The sequence below is a fragment of the Rhizobium sp. NRK18 genome, assembly GCF_024385575.1.
Taxonomy (GTDB): Bacteria; Pseudomonadota; Alphaproteobacteria; order Rhizobiales; family Rhizobiaceae; genus JANFMV01.
In genome coordinates this window covers 2081469-2104750 of the sequence record NZ_JANFMV010000001.1, presented here as the reverse complement: position 1 = coordinate 2104750, position 23282 = coordinate 2081469, and the positions used below count along the sequence as shown (strand labels likewise).

The 23282-nt window shown below is 61.6% G+C and carries 22 protein-coding genes and 3 tRNA genes; 13 read left to right on the top strand and 12 right to left on the bottom strand.

What is annotated here, in order from left to right; translation table 11 throughout:
• Positions 1 to 41 precede the first annotated feature (41 nt).
• Genes NN662_RS09745 through glp form a run of 5 tightly spaced genes read left to right on the top strand, consistent with a single transcriptional unit; the run spans position 42 to position 5524 of the window.
• Entirely contained in the window at positions 42 to 1931 is a 1890-nt protein-coding gene (locus tag NN662_RS09745; RefSeq protein WP_261930079.1) for a peptidyl-prolyl cis-trans isomerase, read from the top strand.
• 26 nt (positions 1932 to 1957) lie between these two features.
• Positions 1958 to 2974: an anthranilate phosphoribosyltransferase gene (gene trpD, locus NN662_RS09740; protein WP_261930078.1), complete on the top strand. Its 1017-nt coding sequence runs from the start codon at positions 1958 to 1960 to the stop codon at positions 2972 to 2974.
• Between the two features lie 15 nt (positions 2975 to 2989).
• A complete protein-coding gene (trpC, locus tag NN662_RS09735; protein ID WP_261930077.1) occupies positions 2990 to 3805 on the top strand; it encodes an indole-3-glycerol phosphate synthase TrpC in 816 nt (271 codons plus the stop codon).
• Entirely contained in the window at positions 3802 to 4296 is a 495-nt protein-coding gene (gene moaC, locus NN662_RS09730) for a cyclic pyranopterin monophosphate synthase MoaC (RefSeq protein WP_261930076.1), read from the top strand. The genes trpC and moaC overlap by 4 nt, the downstream gene beginning before the upstream one ends.
• Before the next feature lie 4 nt (positions 4297 to 4300).
• Positions 4301 to 5524, top strand: a complete 1224-nt coding sequence (gene glp / locus NN662_RS09725) for a gephyrin-like molybdotransferase Glp (protein ID WP_261930075.1) — start codon at positions 4301 to 4303, stop codon at positions 5522 to 5524.
• Between the two features lie 67 nt (positions 5525 to 5591).
• Here the strand turns inward: glp and NN662_RS09720 are convergent, their stop codons facing one another.
• From NN662_RS09720 to NN662_RS09705, 4 genes are all read right to left on the bottom strand, one after another.
• Positions 5592 to 7229: a CTP synthase gene (locus NN662_RS09720; protein WP_315972611.1), complete on the bottom strand. Its 1638-nt coding sequence runs from the start codon at positions 7227 to 7229 to the stop codon at positions 5592 to 5594.
• A 135-nt stretch (positions 7230 to 7364) separates the two neighbouring features.
• Positions 7365 to 7859, bottom strand: coding sequence for a preprotein translocase subunit SecG (gene secG, locus NN662_RS09715; RefSeq protein WP_261930073.1), 495 nt, complete (start codon positions 7857 to 7859; stop codon positions 7365 to 7367).
• A gap of 114 nt (positions 7860 to 7973) precedes the next feature.
• On the bottom strand, positions 7974 to 8744 hold the full coding sequence (gene tpiA / locus NN662_RS09710) for a triose-phosphate isomerase (RefSeq protein WP_261930072.1): 771 nt from the start codon (positions 8742 to 8744) through the stop codon (positions 7974 to 7976).
• Between the two features lie 291 nt (positions 8745 to 9035).
• Entirely contained in the window at positions 9036 to 9923 is an 888-nt protein-coding gene (locus NN662_RS09705; RefSeq protein ID WP_261930071.1) for a dienelactone hydrolase family protein, read from the bottom strand.
• A 201-nt stretch (positions 9924 to 10124) separates the two neighbouring features.
• Here NN662_RS09705 and parE point away from each other — a divergent pair, with 201 nt between their 5' ends.
• A complete protein-coding gene (gene parE, locus NN662_RS09700; RefSeq protein ID WP_261930070.1) occupies positions 10125 to 12203 on the top strand; it encodes a DNA topoisomerase IV subunit B in 2079 nt (692 codons plus the stop codon).
• A gap of 21 nt (positions 12204 to 12224) precedes the next feature.
• Here parE and NN662_RS09695 read toward each other — a convergent pair whose 3' ends face one another.
• Complete coding sequence (locus tag NN662_RS09695) at positions 12225 to 12680, bottom strand: GNAT family N-acetyltransferase (protein WP_261930069.1); 456 nt, start codon at positions 12678 to 12680, stop codon at positions 12225 to 12227.
• A gap of 152 nt (positions 12681 to 12832) precedes the next feature.
• Here NN662_RS09695 and NN662_RS09690 point away from each other — a divergent pair, with 152 nt between their 5' ends.
• Positions 12833 to 13423, top strand: coding sequence for a hypothetical protein (locus NN662_RS09690; RefSeq protein ID WP_261930068.1), 591 nt, complete (start codon positions 12833 to 12835; stop codon positions 13421 to 13423).
• Between the two features lie 15 nt (positions 13424 to 13438).
• Here the strand turns inward: NN662_RS09690 and NN662_RS09685 are convergent, their stop codons facing one another.
• The 4 genes from NN662_RS09685 to NN662_RS09670 form a co-directional block, all read right to left on the bottom strand.
• Positions 13439 to 14464 carry a DNA polymerase III subunit delta' gene (locus NN662_RS09685; RefSeq protein WP_261930067.1) on the bottom strand — a complete coding sequence of 342 codons (1026 nt, stop codon included), beginning with the start codon at positions 14462 to 14464 and terminating at the stop codon, positions 13439 to 13441.
• A complete protein-coding gene (gene tmk / locus NN662_RS09680) occupies positions 14461 to 15159 on the bottom strand; it encodes a dTMP kinase (RefSeq protein WP_261930066.1) in 699 nt (232 codons plus the stop codon). Before tmk ends, NN662_RS09685 begins: the two co-directional genes overlap by 4 nt.
• Before the next feature lie 103 nt (positions 15160 to 15262).
• Entirely contained in the window at positions 15263 to 16393 is a 1131-nt protein-coding gene (locus tag NN662_RS09675) for a D-alanyl-D-alanine carboxypeptidase family protein (protein ID WP_261930065.1), read from the bottom strand.
• A gap of 100 nt (positions 16394 to 16493) precedes the next feature.
• The gene (locus NN662_RS09670; RefSeq protein ID WP_410010974.1) at positions 16494 to 17627 is read right to left on the bottom strand and encodes a septal ring lytic transglycosylase RlpA family protein; all 1134 of its coding nucleotides are present in this window, start codon (positions 17625 to 17627) and stop codon (positions 16494 to 16496) included.
• A gap of 275 nt (positions 17628 to 17902) precedes the next feature.
• On the opposite strand from NN662_RS09670, the gene NN662_RS09665 reads away from it, so the two are divergent.
• Positions 17903 to 18880: an alpha/beta fold hydrolase gene (locus tag NN662_RS09665; protein WP_261931923.1), complete on the top strand. Its 978-nt coding sequence runs from the start codon at positions 17903 to 17905 to the stop codon at positions 18878 to 18880.
• Positions 18881 to 18980: 100 nt separating this feature from the next.
• Positions 18981 to 19676, top strand: a complete 696-nt coding sequence (locus NN662_RS09660; RefSeq protein ID WP_261930063.1) for a hypothetical protein — start codon at positions 18981 to 18983, stop codon at positions 19674 to 19676.
• 72 nt (positions 19677 to 19748) lie between these two features.
• Here the strand turns inward: NN662_RS09660 and NN662_RS09655 are convergent.
• From NN662_RS09655 to NN662_RS09645, 3 genes are all read right to left on the bottom strand, one after another.
• Positions 19749 to 19838, bottom strand: a tRNA-Ser gene (locus tag NN662_RS09655).
• A 72-nt stretch (positions 19839 to 19910) separates the two neighbouring features.
• Positions 19911 to 20381, bottom strand: a complete 471-nt coding sequence (locus tag NN662_RS09650; RefSeq protein ID WP_261930062.1) for a DUF192 domain-containing protein — start codon at positions 20379 to 20381, stop codon at positions 19911 to 19913.
• Positions 20381 to 20959 carry a cold-shock protein gene (locus tag NN662_RS09645; RefSeq protein ID WP_261930061.1) on the bottom strand — a complete coding sequence of 193 codons (579 nt, stop codon included), beginning with the start codon at positions 20957 to 20959 and terminating at the stop codon, positions 20381 to 20383. Before NN662_RS09645 ends, NN662_RS09650 begins: the two co-directional genes overlap by 1 nt.
• 200 nt (positions 20960 to 21159) lie before the next feature.
• Here NN662_RS09645 and NN662_RS09640 point away from each other — a divergent pair, with 200 nt between their 5' ends.
• The 4 genes from NN662_RS09640 (at position 21160) to NN662_RS09625 (ending at position 23273) form a co-directional block, all read left to right on the top strand.
• Entirely contained in the window at positions 21160 to 21600 is a 441-nt protein-coding gene (locus NN662_RS09640; protein ID WP_261930060.1) for a VOC family protein, read from the top strand.
• A 147-nt stretch (positions 21601 to 21747) separates the two neighbouring features.
• Positions 21748 to 22728 (top strand): D-Ala-D-Ala carboxypeptidase family metallohydrolase, encoded by a 981-nt coding sequence (locus NN662_RS09635; RefSeq protein WP_261930059.1) that lies wholly within the window; start codon positions 21748 to 21750, stop codon positions 22726 to 22728.
• 192 nt (positions 22729 to 22920) lie between these two features.
• Positions 22921 to 22995 (top strand) — tRNA-Glu (locus NN662_RS09630).
• A 203-nt stretch (positions 22996 to 23198) separates the two neighbouring features.
• Positions 23199 to 23273: transfer RNA gene (locus NN662_RS09625), tRNA-Glu, on the top strand.
• The last annotated feature ends 9 nt before the right edge of the window (positions 23274 to 23282 follow it).

The following is a 23282-nucleotide window of genomic DNA, read 5'->3' as shown; positions in this document are numbered from 1 at the left end:
AAGCAAACGGGTGCAGCATTGTATGACGAGGAAGACACCGGATGTTCCAGTTACTGAGACGCGCGTCGCAGACATGGTTGGCGAAACTGCTGATGATCGTGCTGGTGGGCTCGTTCGGCATATGGGGCGTCTCGACCTCGCTGCTTGCACCGACATCGAACACGGTCATCACCGTCGGCGACCAGAAGGTCTCGGTCTCCGACCTGCACTTCGCGTTTCAGCGCCAGATGGCGGCCCTCAGCCGGCAGTTCGGCACGCAGTTGACGCTGGAGCAGGCCAAGGCCTTCGGCGTCGACCGTCAGGTCTACGCACAGCTTTCCGCCGGCGCGGCTCTCGACCAGCTCGCTGACGACATGGACCTCGGCCTTTCGCAGGATCGCCTCGCCGGCTTGATTGCCGACGATCCGGCCTTCAAGTCGCTGAACGGCTCTTTCGACCGGCAGCAGTTCACCGCGCTGCTCCGCAATGCCGGCATCCGCGAACAGGACTACATCAACGAGCGCAGCAATGTCGCCGTCCGCAGCCAGATCATCGACGCCGTGGGCAGCGGCTTCACGCCGCCGCCGGTGCTGATCGACGCGCTCAAGCAGTATCGATACGAGACCCGCTCGGTCGATTACCTGCTTCTGACCGATGCCAATATCGAGCCGATCAAGGCGCCTGCGGACGACGTGCTGCAGAAGTGGTTTGACACCGTCAAGGCCCGCTACCATGCGCCGGAATTCCGCAAGATCGCCTATGTCAAGCTGGAGCCGTCCGACATCGCCGATCCGAGCGCCGTCACCGACGATGCCGTCAAGCAGGATTACGAGGCGCACAAGGACCGCTATACGACCGCCGCCAGCCGGACGATCGAGCAGCTGACCTTTGCCGACGAGGCCAAGGCCGAGGCCGCCGCCAAGGAACTCCAGGACGGCAAGAGCTTTGATGATCTGATCAAGGAACAGGGCAAGACGGAAAATGACGTCACGCTCGGCACCTTCACCAAGGATCGGGTTCCGGATGCGGCGATTGCCGATGCCGCCTTCGCTCTCGACACGGACGGCGCGACCTCCGGTGTCGTCAAGGGCGCATTCGGTCCGGTGATCCTGCGCGTCAAGGATATCAAGCCGGCGGTGACCAAGACCCTCGACGAAGTGAAGGATCAGGTTCGCAAGGACCTGGCGCTGAACAACGCGCTCGACGAAATCCAGTCGGTTCATGACCGCTACGAAGACCTTCGCGGCGGCGGCTCGTCGCTGGCCGATGCGGCCAAGGAACTCGGCCTGAAGGTCGTCACCATCGACGCGATCGATGCCGACGGCAATGGACCGGACGGCAAGCCGATCGCAGATGTGCCGACCGGCAAGGATCTGGTCTCCGAAGCATTCCAGACGGATGTCGGCGTGGAAAACCTGCCGATCAACGTCGGTCGCAACGGCTATCTCTGGTATGAGGTCACCGATATCACGCCGGATCGTGACCGTACCCTCGACGAGGTGAAGGCCCAGGCGACACAGGACTGGACCGAAGAGCAGCAGCGGGAGGCCCTCGGGGCGCTGGCGGAAAAGCTCAAGCAGCGCGTCGAAAAGGGCGAGACGCTGCAGGCGATCGCCGACGAGCTAAAGATTGCCGTCGAGCAGAAGACCGGCCTGACCCGCCATTCCAACGATGCGATCATCGGTTCCTCTGCCATCCAGGAAGCCTTCTCCGGCCCCGTGGGGACGGTTGCCACCGGCGCGACCAGCGACGGCAGCAATCAGGTCCTCCTGAAGGTCACCGCGGATGATCCGAAGCCCGCGACGACCGCACTCGACAACCAGGACCAGACGATCGACCAGATGGCTAAGGCCGCCGGCGACGACATCCTCGACGAGATGGTGAGTGAGCTGCAGGCGAAGTACGGCGTATCGATCAATCAGCAGCTCGCCGAACAGGCGCTGGTCCGGTAATCCGGAACAAGGGGAGCTTTCAGGCGATGGCAGAACTCAAACCCTTTATCGCCAAGGCGGCCGCCGGCGACGCCCTGAACCGCGAGGAAGCCCGTCAGGCCTTCGATATCCTGATGTCGGGCGAGGCAACGCCGTCGCAGATCGGCGGCTTCCTGATGGCGCTCAGGGTGCGTGGCGAGACGATCGACGAGATCGTCGGCGCGGTTACCACCATGCGCTCCAAGATGCTGACCGTCGAAGCGCCGGCCAATGCCGTCGATATCGTCGGCACGGGCGGCGACGGCACCGGCACCTACAACATTTCGACGCTCGCCGCGATCATCACGGCGGGCGCCGGCGTTCCTGTCGCCAAGCACGGCAACAAGGCGCTGAGCTCCAAGTCCGGGGCGGCCGACAGCCTGTCGGCACTCGGCGTCAAGCTGGATATCGGCCCGGAGATCATCGCCCGCTGCATCGCGGATGCCGGCATCGGTTTCATGTTCGCCCAGCTGCATCATTCCGCCATGCGCTATGTCGGCCCGACACGGGTTGAGCTAGGCACGCGGACGATCTTCAACCTTCTCGGCCCCCTCTCCAACCCGGCCGGCGTGAAGCACCAGCTGCTCGGCGTCTTCGCGCCGCAATGGCTGCGCCCGCTGACGGAATCGCTGAAAGACATGGGCTCGACGACGGTCTGGACGGTGTTCGGCGACGGCATGGATGAAATCACCACGACCGGTGTCACCAATGTCGTGGCGCTGGAAGACGGCAAGATCCGCGAATTCGAGCTGACCCCCAAGGATTTCGGCGTCGCGCCGGCGGCACTCGCCGATCTCAAGGGCGGCGACGGCATTGCCAACGCCAAGGCGCTGCGCGAGGTGCTGATGGGCAAGAAGAACGCCTATCGCGATGTCGCGCTCTGCAATGCCGCGGCCGCGCTGGTCGTCGCCGGCAAGGGCGAGACGCTGGCCGATGCCATGAAGATCGCTACGCATTCGCTCGAAGACGGCGGCGCATCGTCTGCGCTCGAAAAGCTGGTCGCCGTTTCCAACAGCGGCGAATGAGGATAGGCTAGAGACATGACCGACATTCTGCGCAAGATCGAGGCCTACAAGCGCGACGAGATCGCCGCGGCGGAATCGGCCGTGCCGCTTGCGGAGCTGAAGGCCATGGCTGCCGACCAGGCGCCACCGCGCGGCTTCTACAAGGCGCTTGCCGCCCGCAAGGCAGATGGCACCTTCGGCCTCATCGCCGAGATCAAGAAGGCAAGCCCGTCCAAGGGCCTGATCCGTCCCGACTTCGATCCCCCGGCCTTAGCCAGGGCTTACGAAGACGGTGGTGCGGCCTGTCTGTCCGTCCTCACGGATACACCAAGCTTCCAGGGTGCGCCGGAATTCCTGACGAAGGCCAGAGAAGCCTGCGCGCTGCCGGCGCTGCGCAAGGATTTCATGTTCGAAACCTATCAGGTCCATGAAGCGCGCGCCTGGGGCGCCGATTGCATTCTGTTGATCATGGCGTCGCTCTCGGACGATGACGCGCGGCGTCTGGAAGACGAGGCCCTTGGCCTCGGAATGGATGTTCTCATCGAGGTCCATGACGCGCCCGAGATGGAAAGAGCACTCCGGCTCTCCTCCCCGCTCGTCGGCATAAACAACCGCAACCTGCGCACCTTTGAGGTCAGCCTGACCGTCAGCGAGGCGCTGGCGCCGATGGTGCCGGACGACCGCCTGCTCGTCGGCGAAAGCGGGATATTCACGCATGCCGATTGCGAGCGGCTGAAGGCTGCCGGCATCTCGACCTTCCTCGTTGGCGAAAGCCTGATGCGGCAGGACGACGTCACCGCGGCGACCCGGCTCCTGCTGAACGGTGCCTCGGGCGCGATGGCAGCCGAATGACGGCCGAGAAGGCCGGCCTGACCCACATCGGCGCGTCCGGCGAAGCGCACATGGTCGATGTCGGCAGCAAGGCCGAGACCGAGCGTGTCGCTGTTGCCGAAGGCTATGTCCGCATGCGTGCGGAAACACTGGCGCTGATCGCAGAGGGCAACGCCAAGAAGGGCGACGTGATCGGCACGGCGCGCATCGCCGGCATCATGGCCGCCAAGCAGACAGCCAATCTGATACCGCTCTGCCATCCGCTGATGCTGACCAAAGTCACCGTCGACATCGTCGAAGATTACGGCCTGCCCGGTCTGCGCGTCACTGCAACCGCCAAGCTGACTGGAAAGACCGGTGTGGAGATGGAAGCGCTGACGGCCGTCTCCGTGACCTGCCTGACGATCTACGACATGGCCAAGGCGGCCGACAAGGAAATGGAGATCGGCGGAATCCGTCTGATGGAAAAGACAGGCGGCAAGTCCGGTCACTTCCGCAACCAGAAGGCCTGATGACATGAGCCTGCTCCCGGTCGAAGATGCCCTTGAACGCCTTCTGCGTGCGGCGAGCGCCGTCACGGCAACGGAAGCACTTCCTCTCGATATGGCAAGCGGACGCGTTCTGGCGAACGATCTCGCGGCCCGCCTGACCCAACCGCCCTTCGACGCCTCCGCCATGGACGGCTATGCCGTAAGGGCCGAAGACATCAAGGCAATCGGCACAGAGCTCTCCGTAATCGGTACATCCTCGGCCGGCCACGCCTTCGACGGCGAGCTCGGCAAGAACGAGGCAGTGCGCATCTTTACCGGCGCACCTGTGCCCGCCGGTGCCGATACCGTGCTGATCCAGGAAGATGCCGAGATCACCGGTGAAGGACGTATCCGCGCCAATTTCCAGCCCGAAGAGGGACGGCATGTCCGTCCCCGCGGTCAGGATTTCACCGAGGGCGAGGTCATTCTTCAACGTGGCACGGCGCTGGACTTCACCAAGCTGACGGTCGCAGCCGCAATGAACCACGACCGGCTGACCGTTTTCCGCAAGCCGGTGGTCGCCATCCTTGCCACCGGTGACGAACTGCTGACACCCGGCTCGACGCCCGGCCCGAGCCAGATCATCGCCTCCAATACCTTCGGCGTCGGTGCACTATTGCGCGGCGCCGGTGCGGACATCCTCGATCTGGGAATTGTCCCGGACGACGAGGCGGCGATCGCCGCTGCCATCGGTCAGGCGCAGGCCGCCAATGCGGATGTCCTGGTGACGCTCGGCGGCGCCTCGGTCGGCGACCACGATCTCGTGCAGAAGACCCTGAAGAATTGCGGCATGGAGCTCGACTTCTGGAAGATCGCCATGCGCCCCGGCAAGCCGCTGATGGTTGGCCGGCTGGGTGCAATGCAGGTGCTGGGTCTCCCCGGCAACCCCGCATCGAGCCTCGTCTGCGCGCTGCTTTTTGCCGAGCCGCTGATCCGAAAGCTCGCCCACCTGCCGGCGCTCCACCGCAAGGCGACCGTCCTCTCGGCAAGCTCGCTCCCGGCCAACGGCCAGCGCCAGGACTACATGCGCGCGCGACTCATCAGGGACAGCAGCGGCCATCTGTTGGCCGAGCCCTTCGGCAAGCAGGATTCGTCGATGATGAAGGTTTTTGCCGAGGCCGACTGCCTGATCGTCCGTCCACCGCATGCGCCGGAACTTCCTGCCGCCGCCCCCTGCCCGGTCATCCTTCTCCGTCCTGAACTTGCCTGACAATGAAAAACCCGGCCTTTTGAGCCGGGTTTTGTAATATTGTTGTGCGTCCGCGACCGTCGCGGCTTCAGACCAGGCGGCTCTGCTCCAGCGCCGCCTCGACGAAGCTTGCAAACAGCGGATGCGGTTCCAGCGGCCGGCTCTTCAGTTCCGGATGATACTGGACGCCGATGAACCACGGATGGTCCGGATACTCGACCGTTTCCGGCAGCAGGCCGTCAGGCGACATGCCGGCGAATTCCAGACCGCAGCTTTCCAGCCGGTCCTTGTATTCGGCATTGACCTCATAACGGTGACGATGGCGCTCGGAAATCTCCGTCGAGCCGTAGATGTCGGCGATCTTGGAGCCCTTCTTGAGCGCCGCGCGATAGGCGCCGAGGCGCATCGTGCCGCCGAGGTCGCCGGAGGTAGACCGCTTTTCCAGCTGATTGCCGCGCATCCATTCCGTCATCAGGCCGACCACCGGTTCCGATGTCGGGCCGAATTCGGTCGACGATGCCTTCTCGATGCCGGCCAGATGCCGGGCCGCCTCGACAACGGCCATCTGCATGCCGAAGCAGATGCCGAAATACGGCACCTTGCGCTCGCGGGCGAACTTGGCCGCCTGGATCTTGCCTTCCGACCCGCGCTCGCCGAAGCCGCCGGGAACCAGAATACCATGCACCTTCTCGAGAAAGGGCGCCGGGTCCTTTTCCTCGAAGATCGAGGATTCGATCCACTCGATGTTGACCTTCACCTGATTGGCGATGCCGCCATGGTGCAGCGCCTCGATCAGTGACTTGTAGGCGTCCTTGAGCTCCGTGTACTTGCCGACGACGGCAATGGTCACTTCGCCTTCCGGATTGTGGATGCGGTCGGCGACCTGCTCCCACGCCGCCATGCGCGGCTTCGGTGCCGGTTCGATGCCGAATGCGGCCAGAACCTCGTTGTCGAGGCCTTCGCGATGATAGGCCATCGGCACGTCGTAGATATTGGCGACGTCGAGCGCCTGGATAACGGCGGACGGGCGAACGTTGCAGAACAGCGACAGCTTGCGGCGTTCCGCTTCCGGGATCTCCCGGTCCGCACGCACCAGCAGGATGTCCGGATGGATGCCCAGCGCCTGCAGTTCCTTCACCGAATGCTGTGTCGGCTTGGTCTTCAGTTCGCCGGCTGCCGGAATATACGGCATCAGAGTCAGGTGAACGTAGACGGCAGTGCCACGCGGCAGATCGTTGCCGAGCTGGCGGATCGCCTCCATGAACGGCATCGCCTCGATGTCGCCCACAGTGCCGCCGATTTCGCACAGGACGAAATCATAGTCGTCATTGCCTTCGAGAACGAAGTCCTTGATCTCGTTGGTGACGTGGGGAATGACCTGCACCGTCGCGCCGAGATAGTCGCCGCGCCGTTCCTTGTCGATGATGTTCTTGTAGATGCGACCCGTGGTGATGTTGTCGGTCTTGGTCGCCGAACGGCCGGTAAAGCGTTCGTAGTGACCGAGATCGAGGTCCGTCTCCGCGCCGTCGTCGGTCACGAACACTTCCCCATGCTGGGTCGGGCTCATGGTGCCTGGATCGACGTTGAGATAGGGGTCGAGTTTGCGAAGCCTGACTCTGTAGCCACGGGCCTGCAGGAGTGCTCCAAGAGCTGCGGCCGCAATTCCCTTACCAAGGGAGGAAACCACGCCGCCGGTGATGAATACATATCGCGCCATGGGATTCACCGGATACCGTTTCAAAACTGATTCCGCTAGCCCCTAAATTCCGCTTCCCGAAATTTTAGGTGGACAAGCAAAATACGCACAAAAGAAAACCGGCAGGTCATTGACCTGCCGGAGAGTGATGCTGGTGACTGGCCCTTACTGACCGGTCGGGACGCCCGAATTATCGGCCGGAGGGGTCTGTGCCGGGGCTGTGGAGCCCTGCGCAGGCGTTTCAGCGCCCGCAGCCGGAGCTGTGGTCGACGGAGCCGTCGTTGCCGGCGCAGTGGCGGCCGGAGCCTGCGTCGTGCCGTTGGCGGCAGGCGTCTGGCTGTTGACCGAACCACCCAGCTTGTCGAGAACGCCGGCGCCGTTCCCGGTGCCATCCGTCGAGGTCGACTGCGGAATGCGGTCGAGAATGTCGGTCGGATCGCCCTGATAGCGGGCCAGGATGCTCATGCCCAGCGACGTGATGAAGAACAGCGTCGCGAGAATGGCGGTCGTGCGGGTCAGCGCATTGGCCGTGCCGCGGGCCGACATGAAGCCGGAGCCACCACCGATGCCGAGGCCGCCGCCTTCGGAACGCTGTATCAGCACCAGCCCGACCAGCGCGAGCACGATCATCAGATGGATTACGATAAGAACAGTCTGCATGATTTTCCGGTCCTGCCCGCGAATGGTCTCGGGCATACGAAATGATTGGATTGCGGCTCTTTACATGAGCCGCGCTCGCATTCCAAGCCCTTTGACGCGGTCTATTGCCGCATTTCAGGCGGTGAGTTCCTCATAGACCGACCATATGGCGAGGAAGTCACTGGCTTTCAAGCTGGCGCCGCCGATCAGCGCACCGTCGACATTGGCGACCCCCATCAGCTCCTTGGCGTTGCCTGGCTTCACCGAACCGCCATAGAGAATGCGCATCGACATGCCTTCCGCGCCAAAGCGCGCCGTCAGTTCGGCTCGCATGAAGGCGTGCGCCTCGGCAACGTCGCCGAGCGTCGGAGTAAGGCCGCTGCCGATCGCCCAGACCGGCTCATAGGCAATCACCGTGTTTTCGGCGGTCGCACTTGCCGGCACCGAGCCGGAGAGCTGACGCTTGAGGATGTCGAGCGTCTGGCCGGCTTCGCGTTCGGCCTGCGTTTCGCCGATGCAGATGATCGCTGTCAGACCGGCGCCATAGGCCGCCTCTGCCTTTGCGCAGACGAGATGATCGGTTTCGGCATGGTCCGTGCGGCGCTCGGAATGGCCGACGATCGCATGGGTGCCGAAGCAGTCCGCGACCATTTCGGCGGAAATATCGCCGGTATGGGCGCCTGAAACGTTCTGGTGGCAATCCTGCGACCCGATCGCCAGCGGACTGTCGGTCGCCAGCGAGGTCGCGACATAAAGCAGTGTCGCCGGCGGGCAGATCAGGCTGTCGACCTTGTCGGACAGCGGCGTGTTCACGCCGGCTGCGATCGCCTTGATCTGGTCAAGCGAAGCGCGCGTTCCATTCATCTTCCAGTTACCCGCAACAAGCGGTCGGACATTCGGGGTCATCCGCAAATACCATCCTTAAATTTGTGGGGCAGTAACAACATGATGCCAGGACAGGCGCTGCGCCATCGATCCGAAGGGTTTCAGCGCAGCTGATGCCTGGTGAATGAGAGGCCCCGCCCTTCCCTCTTCTTCAACCGGAGACGGGCATCCGTCCGCACCCAACTCCATCATCAAACTTATTAAAGGAGCCGGCCCGGAATGCAAAGCTGAGGAAAGCGGTTTGCTTTAAATTTTTCGCCAAATTTGCAAATTTCTTTCGCGTTTCACCACCAAGGCGCGAAAAATCCCACGTCACCGCGCGGTGACGAGCCAGTTGAGGATGCGTTTCCAGTCACTCATGCGAACCGGCGTGCCATGCGAGCCCGTGTTGAACAGATCGAAGCGCGTCGGATACCCCTTGCCGTGCAGCGCCTCGTAGAGTGCGACCTGATCCTTCGCCGCATAGACCGGATCATTGCCGCCATGGGTGAAATAGATCGGCAGCTTCGACGTGTAGGCCACGCTCTTTGAAAAATCGGGGTCGGTCGCGCCACCGAGGATGGCCATGCCTTTCAATTCGGAAACGGACGTCGGATCCTTGGCGACCGCCCAGCAGAGAAAGCTCCCCATCGAGGCGCAGCTGAGGATGACCGGCGATGCGGGGGCCCGCTTCTTGGCATAGTCTATGAGCGCCGTGACGCGATCGACGCCGGACTGATCGAAGACAGGAATGCTCGGAGCGTAATATGTGCCACCGTTGCGGTCGGCGAGGTTCTTCAGGCGATTGAAATTGCCGCCGAAGGAGTTGTCGTTCATTCCGAGCCGCCGGTCGCCGCCCCGGCCATGGATGAAGATCACCGTGAACCGCTGGCCGCCGTCCGGCCCCACCCGTCCGACATCGAGCTTGATGTTGCCAAGATCGAGTGTTTCCATGACCTGCTTGCGTCTAACGCCGAGAGACTGGTATTCGGACTTCACATAGCGTTCGGGTATGCGGTCGCGACCGTTGATGTCGCGCATTTCCTGATAGTCGATCACGCGGAAATCGCCATTGTCGCGGCTTTCGAGCACGGCTTGATCAGAAAAGAGCGTGTCCTTGTAGGGTCCGACGAGATCGGCGGCCATGGCCGTTTCGGCCGAAAGCGCCAGCAGGATGCCGACACCGGCCCGAAGAATGAAATGAACTGTGGACATTGGCATGCAGCCGCGCTCCCTACCCCTTATTGCCTTGCCATCGGGTCCGCGCGAAAGCAAACCTTGAACGAAAAACGTGCCGGGAATCGCGCGCATCCGCGCTTTCTGGCAGAATTGAGTTGATTCGCATCCGAGTTGCAAAATGCGACTGAAATATGGGATGCGGGTGCTTCTCTCACAGACAGAGCCTGGAATTCGAACGGTCATATGGACGACAGCAACGATCTCTTTTCGACCCTCGCACCCGGAACACCGGCCAGAAGCGACGAGGCAATCCCGCCTGCCCCCAAGGCAGCGGAAGTGAAGCCGCGCCCTGCACCGGCCGCGCCGCCCGCTCCCGTGCCTGTCAGCGCCTCGTCCGACAACTACGACGCCTCCGCCATCCGCGTTCTGGAGGGTCTCGAGCCGGTGCGTATGCGCCCGGGCATGTATATCGGCGGCACGGACGAAAAGGCGCTGCACCATCTGTTCGCCGAAGTCATCGACAACTCGATGGACGAAGCCGTCGCCGGACATGCCAATTTCATCGAGGTCCACCTCGATGCGGAAGGCTTCCTGACGGTGACCGACAACGGCCGCGGTATTCCTGTCGAGAACCATCCGCAGGTGCCGGGCAAGTCGACGCTCGAAGTCATCCTCACCAAGCTGCACGCAGGTGGCAAGTTCGACGGCAAGGCCTACGAGACTTCCGGCGGTCTGCATGGCGTCGGCGTCTCGGTCGTCAACGCGCTGTCCGACAGTCTCGAGGTCGAAGTGGCACGCAACCGGCGTCTCTATCGCCAGCGCTTCTCCAGAGGCGTGCCGCTCGGCGGCATCGAAGACCTCGGTGACGTGCACAATCGGCGCGGTACGAGGGTCCGGTTTCATCCCGACGCAGAGATTTTCGGAGCGGCCGCGAAGTTCGATCCGGCCCGCATCTTCCGCATGGCCCGCTCGAAGGCCTATCTCTTCGGCGGCGTGGAGATCCGCTGGGCCTGCGACCCCGGTGTGCTGCCGGAAGGCTCGGACATCCCCGACAAGGCGGTGTTCCACTTCCCAGACGGCCTGAAGGACTATCTGAAGGCGACGCTCGGCAAAGACTTCACCGTCACCCGCGAAATCTTTGCCGGCAAGACGGAAAAGACCGGCGGTCACGGCGCGGTCGAATGGGCGGTCACCTGGTACGGCGGCGACGCGCAGCTGCATTCCTATTGCAACACCATCCCGACACCCGAAGGCGGCACGCACGAGGCGGGTCTCCGCATGGCGCTGCTGCGTGGCCTGAAGAACTACGCCGAACTGACGCAGAACAAGCGCGCCGCCCAGATCACCACGGACGACGTGATGATCTCCGCCGTCGGCATGCTCTCGGTCTTCATCCGCGAGCCGGAATTCGTCGGCCAGACAAAGGACAGGCTGGCGACGATCGAGGCGCAGCGCATCGTCGAAAACGTCCTGCGCGATCCCTTCGACCACTTCCTGACCGACAATCCGGCCGAAGCCGAAAAGCTGCTCGACTGGGTGATCGAACGTGCCGAGGAGCGTCTTCGCCGCCGCAAGGAACGCGAGGTCAATCGCAAGACGGCCGTGCGCAAACTGCGCCTGCCGGGCAAGCTTGCCGACTGCTCGCAGAACGTCGCCCAGGGCGCCGAACTGTTCATCGTCGAAGGCGATTCTGCCGGTGGCTCCGCCAAGCAGGCGCGCAACCGCGCCAATCAGGCGATCCTGCCTTTGCGCGGCAAGATCCTCAACGTCGCCAGCGCCGGTCGCGAGAAGCTGACCGCCAACCAGCAGCTGGCCGATCTCATCCAGGCACTCGGCTGCGGCACACGGTCGAAATACCGGGAAGAGGACCTGCGCTACGAACGCATCATCGTCATGACCGATGCCGACGTCGACGGCGCGCATATCGCCTCCCTGCTGATCACGTTCTTCTATCAGGAAATGCCGGAGCTCATCCGTCAGGGCCACCTGTTCCTCGCCGTGCCGCCGCTCTACCGTCTGTCGCAAGGCGGCAAGACGCTTTATGCGCGCGACGATGCGCACCGCGCTGAGCTCATGGAGACGGTTTTCAAGGGCAAGAAGGTCGAAATCGGCCGCTTCAAGGGTCTTGGCGAAATGCTACCGGGACAGCTCAAGGAAACCACCATGGATCCGGAGAAGCGCACGCTGCTGCGCGTCGACATCGACGAGGTGGATTTCGAGGGCACGCGCGATGCGGTTGACAGCCTGATGGGAACGAAGCCGGAGGCCCGTTTCCGCTTCATTCAGGAGCGGGCCGAGTTCGCCGACAATCTGGATATCTGATGCCGGAGCCCAGGCCGGACGTCAGGACAGCCTCTTTTCCATGAACAGGCTCAGCGGATCAGGGGAATAGTCCGCAAAGGGCTCGATCTCGACATAGCCGAAGCGACGGTAGAGCCCGATCGCTTCCGGCTGGTGGATGCCGGTTTCGAGCCTCAGAACCGGCAGCCCCGCCTCGATTGCCAGTCGCTCGATTGTTTCCAGCAAGCGGACGCCGATCTTCAATCCGCGGGCGTCCGGGTCGACGAACATGCGCTTGATTTCGCCGTAACCGTCATGGGCGACATATCCGCCGCAGCCGAGCACCTTCCCGTCTCCCCGCGCCACAAGGAAGGTCACCTTCGGACGCTCCAGCGTCGCGATGTCGAGAAGATGGTTGCTCTCCGGCGGATAGAGAGACGCCATGTAGGCGTCCGACAGCGCGATGAGGCGCAGGATGTCCGCCTGACGCGGCGGTTCGGTTGCTATCGTTATCTGCACGTCGTGATTCCCGCTGGCTTAACGGCCAAATATGATTCCAGATTTTACATTGCCCGCCTTGGTTTTGCGGCAATGTCTCCCCTATAAGCAATAGCAACACGGCAACCAAAGAAAAAAGGTCGGCAGTCATGCAACCTGCAGCATTGGTGATCATGACCATCCTTGGATGTGACGACACCGCCACCAAGTGCAACTACATCGCCACGGCGAACCAGCAATGGACGACGGTGGCCGCCTGCGATCAGGACACGGCGAATATCCTCGACGGCTATTCCGACGCCGAATTCCCGATGGTGATTGCAGTCTGCCAGGCGGACGAACCCGGCTCCATGCAGGCAGCCGCTGCCGCCGCCAAGGCCAGTTCCGAAGCAGCACCGGCCGCGACCACTCAAAAACCTGCCGTGCCGGGCGCAACGCCTAAGCAGCAGACCGCAACGGCTCTGCCGTCACAGGTTCCCGTTCCGACGCCGGCGCCGGAACCAAAGGCAGACGCGGTTGCGAGCGCAGGCTCTCAGGCCGCCCCGCAGGCAGGCGACACGCCGCCGGCAGCCCCTGCTCCGGTCGTCGTGCCGATGCCGCCGGAAGAGGAAGATCCAGGCTTCGCCGCCCGTGCGATGACGCGAATCAAGAAAATTCTCCCCAGCGGCAAGGATTTCAAGAAGATCGTCGAAGCGCCGGTCCATGTCGTCACCGACAGCTATTCCTGGGTCGCGCGCAAGGTCACCAAGAACGACAATCCATGACGGATTGCATCGCCGTCACTGACTGATCGCCTCCAGCACGGAAATGATCGTCTGCTTGCGGTCGAGATTGTAAGCATCGGCAACGGTCAGCTGTTCGTTGACGGCGCTCGTCAGCGTCGCATACCGCTCCGCTGCCGCGAGATCGCCCGAATGCGCCGCATGACGGGCCCGTTCCATCAGCTCCGCGCCGATATGCGCCGTGAAAAACGTATAGATCGTGTCCGCGCCTTTCTGCGACAGCGCATCCGCCAGCCGATGCATCGCTTGGCGTGCGGCCGGTCCTTTCTGCGCCAGTACGTCCTGATAGGCCGAGATGATGTCGCCACCGCCGTAGTTCAGAAGCTTCAGGGCTTCCGATACGCTGCCCTTGGCAGCCGCCAGAAGGCCGCCGGTAGCGCCCGGCTCCACACGCACCTGCAGGTGGTCCAGAGCCTTCTGCAAGGCCATGTCATCGAGCGGTGACAGGCGAAGCGACAGGCAGCGCGACCGGATGGTCGGCAACAGCTTGCCCGGCGCATGCGACAGCACCAGGAACAGCGCCCGCTTCGGCGGCTCTTCGAGAATTTTCAGGATGGCGTTGGCGGCGCTCCGGTTGAGGTCGTCGGCCGGGTCGAGAATGATGATCCGCCAGTTGCCGCTGCCCGATGTCTGGGCGAAGAACTTGCCGGCCCGCCGGACCTCGTCGACCGTGATAGCGGTCTTGAACCGTCCGCTCTTCTCGTCGTAGGGCCGCTCGAGATGCAGGAGATTGTGCGACGCGCCGCTGGCAAGCTGACGGCTCACCGGACTGTCGGGATCGGGATCGGAGATGTGATCCGGTGCATTTTCCGGTTCGGGGTGAGTGAGAATGTGGTTGGCGAACCGGTAGGCGAGCGTCGCCTTGCCGATGCCTTCCGGCCCCTCGATCAGGATGGCATGGTGCCCCTTGCCGGACCGATAGGACTGCGCCAGGAATCGCTCTGCATCCTCATGGCCGAACAGCTTCGTGTTGCGCGCCGGCGCGATCGCACCGTCGAGAATACGCTCGCTCTCTTCGCTCATTGCACGGTTTCCGTATGGGGCGCGGCAGCCGGGGTTACCGCACCGAGCAGCGGCTCGACGATGTCGCGGACGTCGCCGGCGATCTGCTCCTCGCTTCTTTGCGCGTCGACCACGCGGCAGCGCTCCGGCTCGTTGTAGGCAATCTCGAGAAAGGCCTCGCGGCGCTTCTCGTGGGTGTCGATCTTCTCGCGTTCGAACCGGTCCGGCTCCACCGGCAGGCTGCCCGCCGCCGCGTCCGCCCGCTTGCGGGCCCGCTCCAGCCCGATCGATGCGGGGATATCGAAGATAATGGTGCAGTCGGGAACGGTGCCGTTGACGGCAACGCGCTCCAGCGATTCGATGAATTCGGGCTCGAGATTGCCGGTGACACCCTGATAGACGCGCGAGGAGTCCATGAACCGGTCGCAGAGCACGATGACGCCGCGTTTCAGCGCCGGCCGGATGACCTGCTCGACATGATCGGAGCGCGCGGCGGCAAACAGGACGGCTTCCATGCGCACGCCGTAATTCTCGGCGGCGCCGGAAAGAAGCACATGGCGCACCGCCTCCGCCCCCGGGGAACCGCCCGGCTCGCGCGTCGTCAGGACGTCAAAGCCGCGCGACCGCAGCCAGTCGGCAAGCCGGCGAATCTGTGTCGACTTGCCGGCGCCTTCGCCGCCTTCGAAGCTGATGAATAATCCTGGTTCGTTCGCCAATGCGCATTTCCCGTCGTTGGGCTATCCTTATCGTCAATCGCGATCGCGTCGCAACCGTCCTGCACGCAATCCCGCCCTGACCGCCGAAGAAAACGACCGGTTTCTACATCCAAAAGAATATGAGCGATTTCGCGGCATCCATGGCCCGGCTTTCCAGCGAACCGCGGCGCACAGCCTGTCCGGCCAGAAGCGGCACCTCGCCGAGCACCTGGTCGCCGGAGATAATCTGCAGCGACGCCACCTCCCCGCCTTCGTCGACCGGTGCCTTCAGCGGCCATTTGTAATCGATCTTGCCACGGATGCCGGCGCTTTCGGCGACGGGGACGTAAAGATCAAGGGGCTTCGCGACTTTCAGCGCCACAGTTGGCTGAACGCCGCCATAGACGTTTGCCTGACCAACGACTTCGCCGCCATCGAACATGTGCCGTGGCTTGAAGGCGGTCATGCCCCAATTGAACAGCGCCTCCGCCTCGCTTGCCCTGTCCTTCTCGCTCGCCACGCCGCTGAACGCAAGATAAAGCTGGCGTCCGTCGCGCTGCATGGAGCCCACATAGGCGTAGCCATAGCCGTCGGAATAGCCGAGCCCGAGCCCATCGACGCCGCTATCGAGCCGGATCAGAGGATTCTTGTTGCGCTGGAAAATACCGTTCCATTCGAAGGATTCCTCCGAATAGTAGCGATAGTATTCGGGATAGGTCTTCTTCAGATATTCGGCGAGCCTGACCAGATCGCTGATGGTCGTCCGGTTGCCGGGATGCGGCAGGCCCGTCGGATTGGAGAAGAAGGTATTCTTGAGACCGATGGCGGCGGCCCGGCGGGTCATCCGCTCGGCGAACTTTTCCTCCGATCCCTCCATCCCTTCCGCAAGGATGATGCACGCGTCGTTGGCGAGTTGGATCGTTGCCCCACGGATGAGGTCTTCCACCCGGATCTGGGACTTGATCGCCGCGAACATGGTGGTCGTGTGCGACGGCGCCCCACCCGTCCGCCAGGCGTGCTCGGAAACCGGAAACTGGGTGTCGAGCGTGATCTCGCCCTTCTTCAGGGCGTCGAACACCACCTCCATCGTCATCAGCTTGGCAAGCGAGGCCGGCGGCAGTGGACTGTCCGCATTGCGCGACAGGAGAACCGTGCCGGTATTCGCTTCGACCAGCAAAACCCGGTCGGCTTTCGTCTCGAAATTCTGGGAAAGCCCAATGCCTGGCAACACCGCAAGTCCGGCAAGAACGGTCATCAACCGGCAAATCTGTCTAATGCACCATCGTCGCATGATTGTTCAGCTTACGCCCTGCCCCCGTATTCGTGAGGCAGAATGCGGGCTGCAGCCGAAGACGTCAATTGCCGGCGTCTGCGTTTTGCGTCTTGTTGTAAAAGGCGATGATCGAGGCCGGCGTCAGACCGGGCTGCGAGCGCATGACCGCATCAAACGGTGCTTCGGATGACGTTGACGATGATTCGTCCTGATAGCCGGCAACCATGCTGCTGCCGGATGTCGTCATCGCCATGTAGCCGCCGGGACGGGCAAGCGGAATGGGGCCTTCCTCCGGCAGGAGCACGAATTCGTCGAATGCGCTCGTCGGCTCGGCGCTCGGCACCGGCACGTCGCCGCTGTAACCGCCGGTCGGCGTCGGACCCGCATAGGCGGTCTGCGTGTAGAGGCTGGAGGCAGTCGCATCAAACGACGGCTGAGCCGCCGGCAGACGGGCACCCTTCAACGAGGGAACGGGCGTCGGAACCGGCACGTTCTCGCTGTGCGTCAGCGAATTCGGCAGGATCTTGTTGGCGGCCATCATGATGCCGCCGGCCAGATTGCCCGGGAAGCCGTCCTGCGGAACCCGGCCGCCCTTCTTGACGTACGAGGCCATCATGTAGGGCATGTCGTTGCCGTTCAGAGGCGCACGGCCGACATATTCCACCTTCACCTTGGCGGTGCCGGCCTGCTTCATGTCGAGAAGCTCGGCGGCCTTGCCGGATACGTCGATGATACGGCCCGGATGGTACGGCCCGCGATCGTTCACACGGACGATCAGCGAAGAACCGTTTTCAAGATTGGTGACGCGGGCATAGCTCGGCAGCGGGAAGGTCGGGTGAGCCGCGGAAATGAACTGCTGGTCGTAGATTTCGCCGTTGGCGGTCAGGCGGCCGTGGAACGCGGAGCCGTACCAGGAGGCAAGACCGGTCTTGGCGTAGTTCTCGTCTTCCGAGGGGAAGTACCATTTGCCGCGAACCTGATAGGGCTGGCCGACAAGCGCCCGTCCGCCGCCGCGCGGGATTTTCGCCGAAGCGGTCGTTACGCGAGGGCTCGCCTTGACGCCATATTCCTTCTCGGAAAAATACTCTTTCGTCGCGGCGGTCTTGACCGGCTTGGTCTCCGTCGTCGTGCACGAAGCAGCCGCAGCACACATAGCTACCACCGCCAGCCATCGCGCATGCGCGCCGCCTTTAACCCCGCCGATCCGCAATGCTATCTGTCCCCTGCCGCGAAATTCTCTTTTCCGATCAGGTGCTTCACCCGCATGGCGCGTTCGATCGAAAGCTCAGTTTGCAAGACTCGATTACAATATGCAATCACGATATGTAACGCCTTATAACATGGCAAAATTGAGAACGGAACGCCCAAATTGCCGACCATGAATTCCGTTATGGTTAGCGCCTGGTTAACGCGTTCCGACGGCAATATTTTTCATGGTTTCATGACTATTCTTGAATATACATGCGCGAGGCTTGTGCCTATCGTCGCGCCATGGCCGAAACGCTGATCGCTACCCCCGATGACGTGATGATTCCGGTGACGTTGCATTGCCGTGACGGCGTGCGGTTGGCGGGGCATGAATGGCCTGCCCGGACGGGCGCAAACGCCGGCTATGTCATCATCAATCCGGCCACCGGGGTCCAGGCGCGCTACTATCATCGCTATGCCCGGTTTCTGGCCGAAAGCGGCTTCAATGTCCTGACCTACGACTATCGCGGCATCGGCCTCTCCCGGCCGAAAGACCTGCGCGGCTGCGGCTATCGCTGGCGCGAATGGGGAGAACAGGATTTCGACGCCGCCTTGCGACATGTCATCGGCGCCAGAGCGGACGGACCGATCCTGGTCGTCGGCCACAGCATCGGCGGATTCCTGCCGGGCCTGTCGCAAGACGCCGCAGCCATCGACCGCATGCTGACCATGGGCGCGCAATACGCCTGGTGGGGCGACTATGCGGCGCGCCGGCGCCTCGCCTTGTTCTGGAAGTGGCATGTGGTGATGCCGGTTGCCACCGCACTCCTCGGCTACTTCCCGGGAAAGCGGTTCGGCTGGCTGGACGACCTGCCGGCCGGCGTTGCCAATGAATGGTCGTTCCGGGGCCCCCGATTCGAGCGCAGCCATCCGGCGACGGAGCGTGAGGCGGTACTGTCACGCATGGCAGCGGTGAAGGCTCCCATCCTTGCCGTCGCCATGGCCGATGACGAACTCGGCACCCTGCCCGCCATCCGCCGGACGCTCGCCTATTACACGTCTGCGGACCGCCGGATTGCCCACCTCTCGCCCGCCGACTACGGCCGCCGGGCGATCGGTCACTTCAACCTCTTCCACGACAGCCACAGGGACGGCTTCTGGACAGATACGCTGGCTTGGCTGAAGGACGGGCGCAATCCTTGGCCGGAGAAGACAGTGGGGTTTAAGAGGGAACGCAGGTCGCTGCCACACATATATAGAGGATTGAGAAAGTATCCTTAGCCGACTGGACCTAATCGTCGCCTATACAAAAATTACCCTTGCCTGCATTTCCTATTATTTTCTACTCTCTAGCCGTTGCCGCGACCCGTGGGGCTAAATTTTGTCCGCAGCAAATATAGAAGTTACGAAAATTGGACAGTACGCAGCATGGTTTACTCTGGCGTGCTGCGCATCAGGCGTTTCATACGTTATAACATTCAATTATTTATTTTATATCCACGCTTTTTCGCCATTCAAGGCCGCAGACTATTTTGAGATTGGCTTGTCTTTGAAGTCCATTTTTCTAGCAATGTTTCTATTGCTATTTGCAAACACCGCTCTCATAGACGAAGGTGAGGCAATAGAAATTGCCAGAAAAGAAACAATTATCACATTGATAATAATAGTAATATTATCAATTTTTATATTTATAATTGGAAGATATGTATTATATATTTTTCTCGATGAAAATGGGGAGATTAGGACTGGATTCATAACGCTGTTGGGATATTATATACCAGTGGTTTTCATGACTGCACTGCGTCTTTTTGGAATTCAACGCAATCCAAATGGATATGCGCTAATATTCGTCCTTTTGATGGCGTTTTCGGGCGTTCAGACAGCATTTTTCGACCACCAGATCGCAACCAATGGCACCTCGACAGAAGATGTGCATTTTGAACTGTCCGAAAGAATACCATCGGCTGCTAGGTATATCAGATCAAGTGTGGATTATTTAATCTTCTATGACACTTCCAGCCATCGCGTGACCATGATTCCCAAATCGTCGATTCTGCAGGTTAGAAAAGAGCCGTAAGGCAGAATACGATGGCTACGGTCGAAGGCGTCATACTTAAAAAGATGTGAGCTGCTAAATCTAAAGCATTATTGGCGGATGGGGTGGGATTCGAACCCACGGTACGGTCTCCCGCACGCCGGTTTTCAAGACCGGTTCCTTAAACCACTCGGACACCCATCCAATGGCTGCCTTATGAACAATGGCCGGGCGCTTTGCAAGCCGGACATTGAGAGCACAGAATATTTTCGACCGTCAGCGCAGACCGGACAAGACCTTGTCGCCGATGGTGACCCCTGCCCGCTTCGCCGCACCGCCATTGATCTCCAGCACGTAGGCGACCGGCTCACCGGATGGAATGATCGTGTCGGAATACGGTTCGGTGTTCTCGGCAATGGTCCGGATGCTGCCGTCCTTGTCGATAAACAGCATGTCGAGCGGCAGCGGCGTGTCGTGCATCCACATCGAGACCATCCGCGTCGTGCCGAAATCGAAGAGCATGCCGGCGCTCTCGTCGAGCGTCTTGCGTTCCATCAGGCCCCTTTCACGCTCGGCCTGGGTGGCGGCGATCTCGACCTGGAACGTCACCGTACCGCCGCCGGCGCGGGCAATCTTAAGCGCCCGCGTGCCGCCGGCGCTGGCCGTGAAGTTCGAAGCGACCAGCACAAATGAAAACAGCGCCATGACGGCGCTGAAATGCAGAAGCGTTCTGGACAGGAGCCGCATCAGTGCGCGCGGCTGCCCGGATTGGGCATGTCCGGATGGATTTCGGCAGCCATCAGACCCTTGTCGCCGTCGCCGAAGCGCACCAGCACCACCTGGCCCGGACGCAATTCGGTGAGACCGAAGCGGCGCAGCGTCTCCATGTGGATAAAGATGTCCTCGGTGCCCTCGCCGCGCGTCAGGAAACCGAAACCCTTGGTGCGGTTGAACCACTTGACGATCGCCCGTTCGAGGCCGCTCGTCGGCGTGACCTGCACATGCGTCTTGACCGGCGGCAACTGCGAAGGATGCACCGCCGTCGACTGGTCCATGGAGAGAATGCGGAAGGCCTGGAAGCCGCGGTCGCGCTTCTGGATCAGCGCCACGATGCGCGTGCCTTCGAGGATCGTCTGGTAGCCGTCCCGTCTGAGGCAGCTCACATGCAGGAGAATGTCCTGCATGCCGTTGTCCGGGATGATGAAGCCGTATCCCTTGGCGACGTCGAACCATTTAACGACGCCGGTGATTTCGATGAGGTCTACCGGTTCGCCCGCAAGATCTTCAAGCTGCGGTATCCCTTTGGATGAAATCCTGTCAGCCATGCCTTAGTCAGCCCCTCGAATACGCGTTACCACAATAAAGGATACGTGCAATTTTGATTCTTGCAGACGAGATTAACATCCGGTTAACCATAGGGCGCAAGCCCCAGATTGCAATTATCCCATGGGCTTTTTATGGACCATGCCTTGCCTGAAGCTGATTTGCGACCAAATATGCGTTGCAACGAACAAAGGGAGAGGTCATGCGCTATCTGCACACAATGGTCCGGGTCAAGGATGTCGACGCATCAATGCGTTTCTACTGCGAGCTGTTCGGGCTCGAGGAAGTCCGCCGGATCGAAAACGAAAAGGGCCGTTTCACGCTGATTTTCCTCGCCGCGCCGGGTGACGTGCCCGCCGCCAAGGAAAACAAGGCGCCTTGCCTGGAGCTCACCTACAACTGGGATCCGGAAGACTACACCGGCGGCCGCAATTTCGGTCACCTCGCCTATGAGGTCGATAACATCTATGACTTCTGCCAGAAGCTGATGGACAATGGCGTGACGATCAATCGCCCGCCGCGCGACGGCCACATGGCGTTCGTCCGCTCGCCGGACGGCATTTCGATCGAGATCCTGCAGAAGACGGAAGCCCTGCCTTCCCAGGAACCCTGGGCTTCCATGCCGAACACCGGCAGCTGGTAACAATCGCTCGCATCGGCGCTTGCCGAGACGAACCGCTTCAAACCGCACAGTTTAACGCAAGCCCTGCATGCTCAACTGCATTGGCCGCCTTCATATCCGGCAAGGAATGGAGGCGGCCATGTGTTGTTTTGCGGGGATTTCTTCAAGGTGCGGCCGAATCCAGTTTCCATTCCGACCCGTCGCCCTCTGCTTGGCGGCCTGGCGATCCTGATGTCGATTGCGCCCTTGAGCGCCTGCACGACATCCGGCAAGACTGACGTCGATTCGGTGCTGTCGCAGGCCGCAGACGCCGACGCGGCCGAGACGGGCAGCAGCGCCGACGTCACCAAAAACGCCGAGAATGCCGCTCGGCTGCAGACGCCGAATCTGGCCGGGACAGAGGCCGCAACCGACACGCTCCAGACAGCGTCCGTACCGGCTGCGGCCCCCGATCGGGCGCCGTCGTTCCAGGAGGTGGTCATGCAGCCGACCGCGATCAACGCCTCCGCCATGAGCATATTCGCCAACGCACGACCGGGCGCGCAGCCGGTGCAGGCGGCCTCCTATGCGCCCGAAACCGGCACCCGATCCTTCTTCGCTCAGGTCTACTCCATGCCGGAGCATGCCTATGCCAGCTCTCCCGGCCTCTATCAGAGCCTGCAGATCGAATCGCCGAAGGAAACCCATCCGGAACTCTCGACCCGCCTGGCGGTCGATGAGGATTCGGAGGAGGACGACAAGCCGCGCGGCCTCGCCCGCCTGGTTTCGCTGTCCGGCATGACGCGGATCGCCGCCAACGGCCTGGCCATCCAGACGCCGGATATCGATGTCTCCTGTTTCAAGCCGGAATTGATGGGCATGATCCACGACATCGAAAACCATTTCGGCAAGAAAGTGCTGGTGACCTCCGGCTATCGCGACAAGGAAAGGAATCGCCGCGTCGGCGGTGTCGAAGGCTCGCTGCATACCCATTGCGACGCCGCCGACATTCAGGTGAAGGGCGTGTCAAACTGGGATCTCGCCACATATGCCCGCGCCCTGCCCAATCGCGGTGGCGTCGGCACCTATTGCCACACCAAGTCCATTCACATCGACACCGGACGGCCGCGGGACTGGAACTGGACCTGCGACGTCGCTTCGCGAAAGTAGCTTTGACGAAGGCATCTTTTGGGAACCATTAATTCACTGAATTCTCTGTATTTTCTCCGGAATTTCACAAGCGCCTTAGAGGCTGTCATCTTTTTGCAAAAAAATCGGAAATCCCGCTTGCGGGAATCCCGAGACCTGACTATAAGGGCGCCACGTCGCGACGCCCGGCAAGGGTGCAAGCGACCACGGCATGCGCCCTTCGTCTATCGGTTAGGACGTCAGATTTTCATTCTGAAAAGAGGGGTTCGACTCCCCTAGGGCGTGCCACTCCTCCCCCTCAGTATTTGACTTTAACGAACGGCTCTACGGCGCTGATATCTTGGCGTTATCGACGCCTGAAATTCGTCATCGGAAATCTCCGAAAAAATGCGTTTGAGCCGAATTTTTCCCCTTGCGGCGCAGCAAAGCCCTGACTATAAGGGCGCCACACCGCAAGACGCCGATGGTTCGGCGCCTCCGCGGAACGGCATGCGCCCTTCGTCTATCGGTTAGGACGTCAGATTTTCATTCTGAAAAGAGGGGTTCGACTCCCCTAGGGCGTGCCACCCGATTCT

Bases quoted from the DNA above. Each gene is read 5' to 3' on its own strand.
- NN662_RS09745 (WP_261930079.1), top strand. From the start codon at position 42: ATGTTCCAGTTACTGAGACGCGCGTCGCAGACATGGTTGGCGAAACTG.
- trpD (WP_261930078.1), top strand. From the start codon at position 1,958: ATGGCAGAACTCAAACCCTTTATCGCCAAGGCGGCCGCCGGCGACGCC.
- trpC (WP_261930077.1), top strand. From the start codon at position 2,990: ATGACCGACATTCTGCGCAAGATCGAGGCCTACAAGCGCGACGAGATC.
- moaC (WP_261930076.1), top strand. From the start codon at position 3,802: ATGACGGCCGAGAAGGCCGGCCTGACCCACATCGGCGCGTCCGGCGAA.
- glp (WP_261930075.1), top strand. From the start codon at position 4,301: ATGAGCCTGCTCCCGGTCGAAGATGCCCTTGAACGCCTTCTGCGTGCG.
- secG (WP_261930073.1), bottom strand. From the start codon at position 7,859: ATGCAGACTGTTCTTATCGTAATCCATCTGATGATCGTGCTCGCGCTG.
- tpiA (WP_261930072.1), bottom strand. From the start codon at position 8,744: ATGACCCCGAATGTCCGACCGCTTGTTGCGGGTAACTGGAAGATGAAT.
- NN662_RS09705 (WP_261930071.1), bottom strand. From the start codon at position 9,923: ATGCCAATGTCCACAGTTCATTTCATTCTTCGGGCCGGTGTCGGCATC.
- parE (WP_261930070.1), top strand. From the start codon at position 10,125: ATGGACGACAGCAACGATCTCTTTTCGACCCTCGCACCCGGAACACCG.
- NN662_RS09690 (WP_261930068.1), top strand. From the start codon at position 12,833: ATGACCATCCTTGGATGTGACGACACCGCCACCAAGTGCAACTACATC.
- NN662_RS09685 (WP_261930067.1), bottom strand. From the start codon at position 14,464: ATGAGCGAAGAGAGCGAGCGTATTCTCGACGGTGCGATCGCGCCGGCG.
- NN662_RS09675 (WP_261930065.1), bottom strand. From the start codon at position 16,393: ATGACCGTTCTTGCCGGACTTGCGGTGTTGCCAGGCATTGGGCTTTCC.
- NN662_RS09665 (WP_261931923.1), top strand. From the start codon at position 17,903: ATGGCCGAAACGCTGATCGCTACCCCCGATGACGTGATGATTCCGGTG.
- NN662_RS09650 (WP_261930062.1), bottom strand. From the start codon at position 20,381: ATGCGGCTCCTGTCCAGAACGCTTCTGCATTTCAGCGCCGTCATGGCG.
- NN662_RS09645 (WP_261930061.1), bottom strand. From the start codon at position 20,959: ATGGCTGACAGGATTTCATCCAAAGGGATACCGCAGCTTGAAGATCTT.
- NN662_RS09640 (WP_261930060.1), top strand. From the start codon at position 21,160: ATGCGCTATCTGCACACAATGGTCCGGGTCAAGGATGTCGACGCATCA.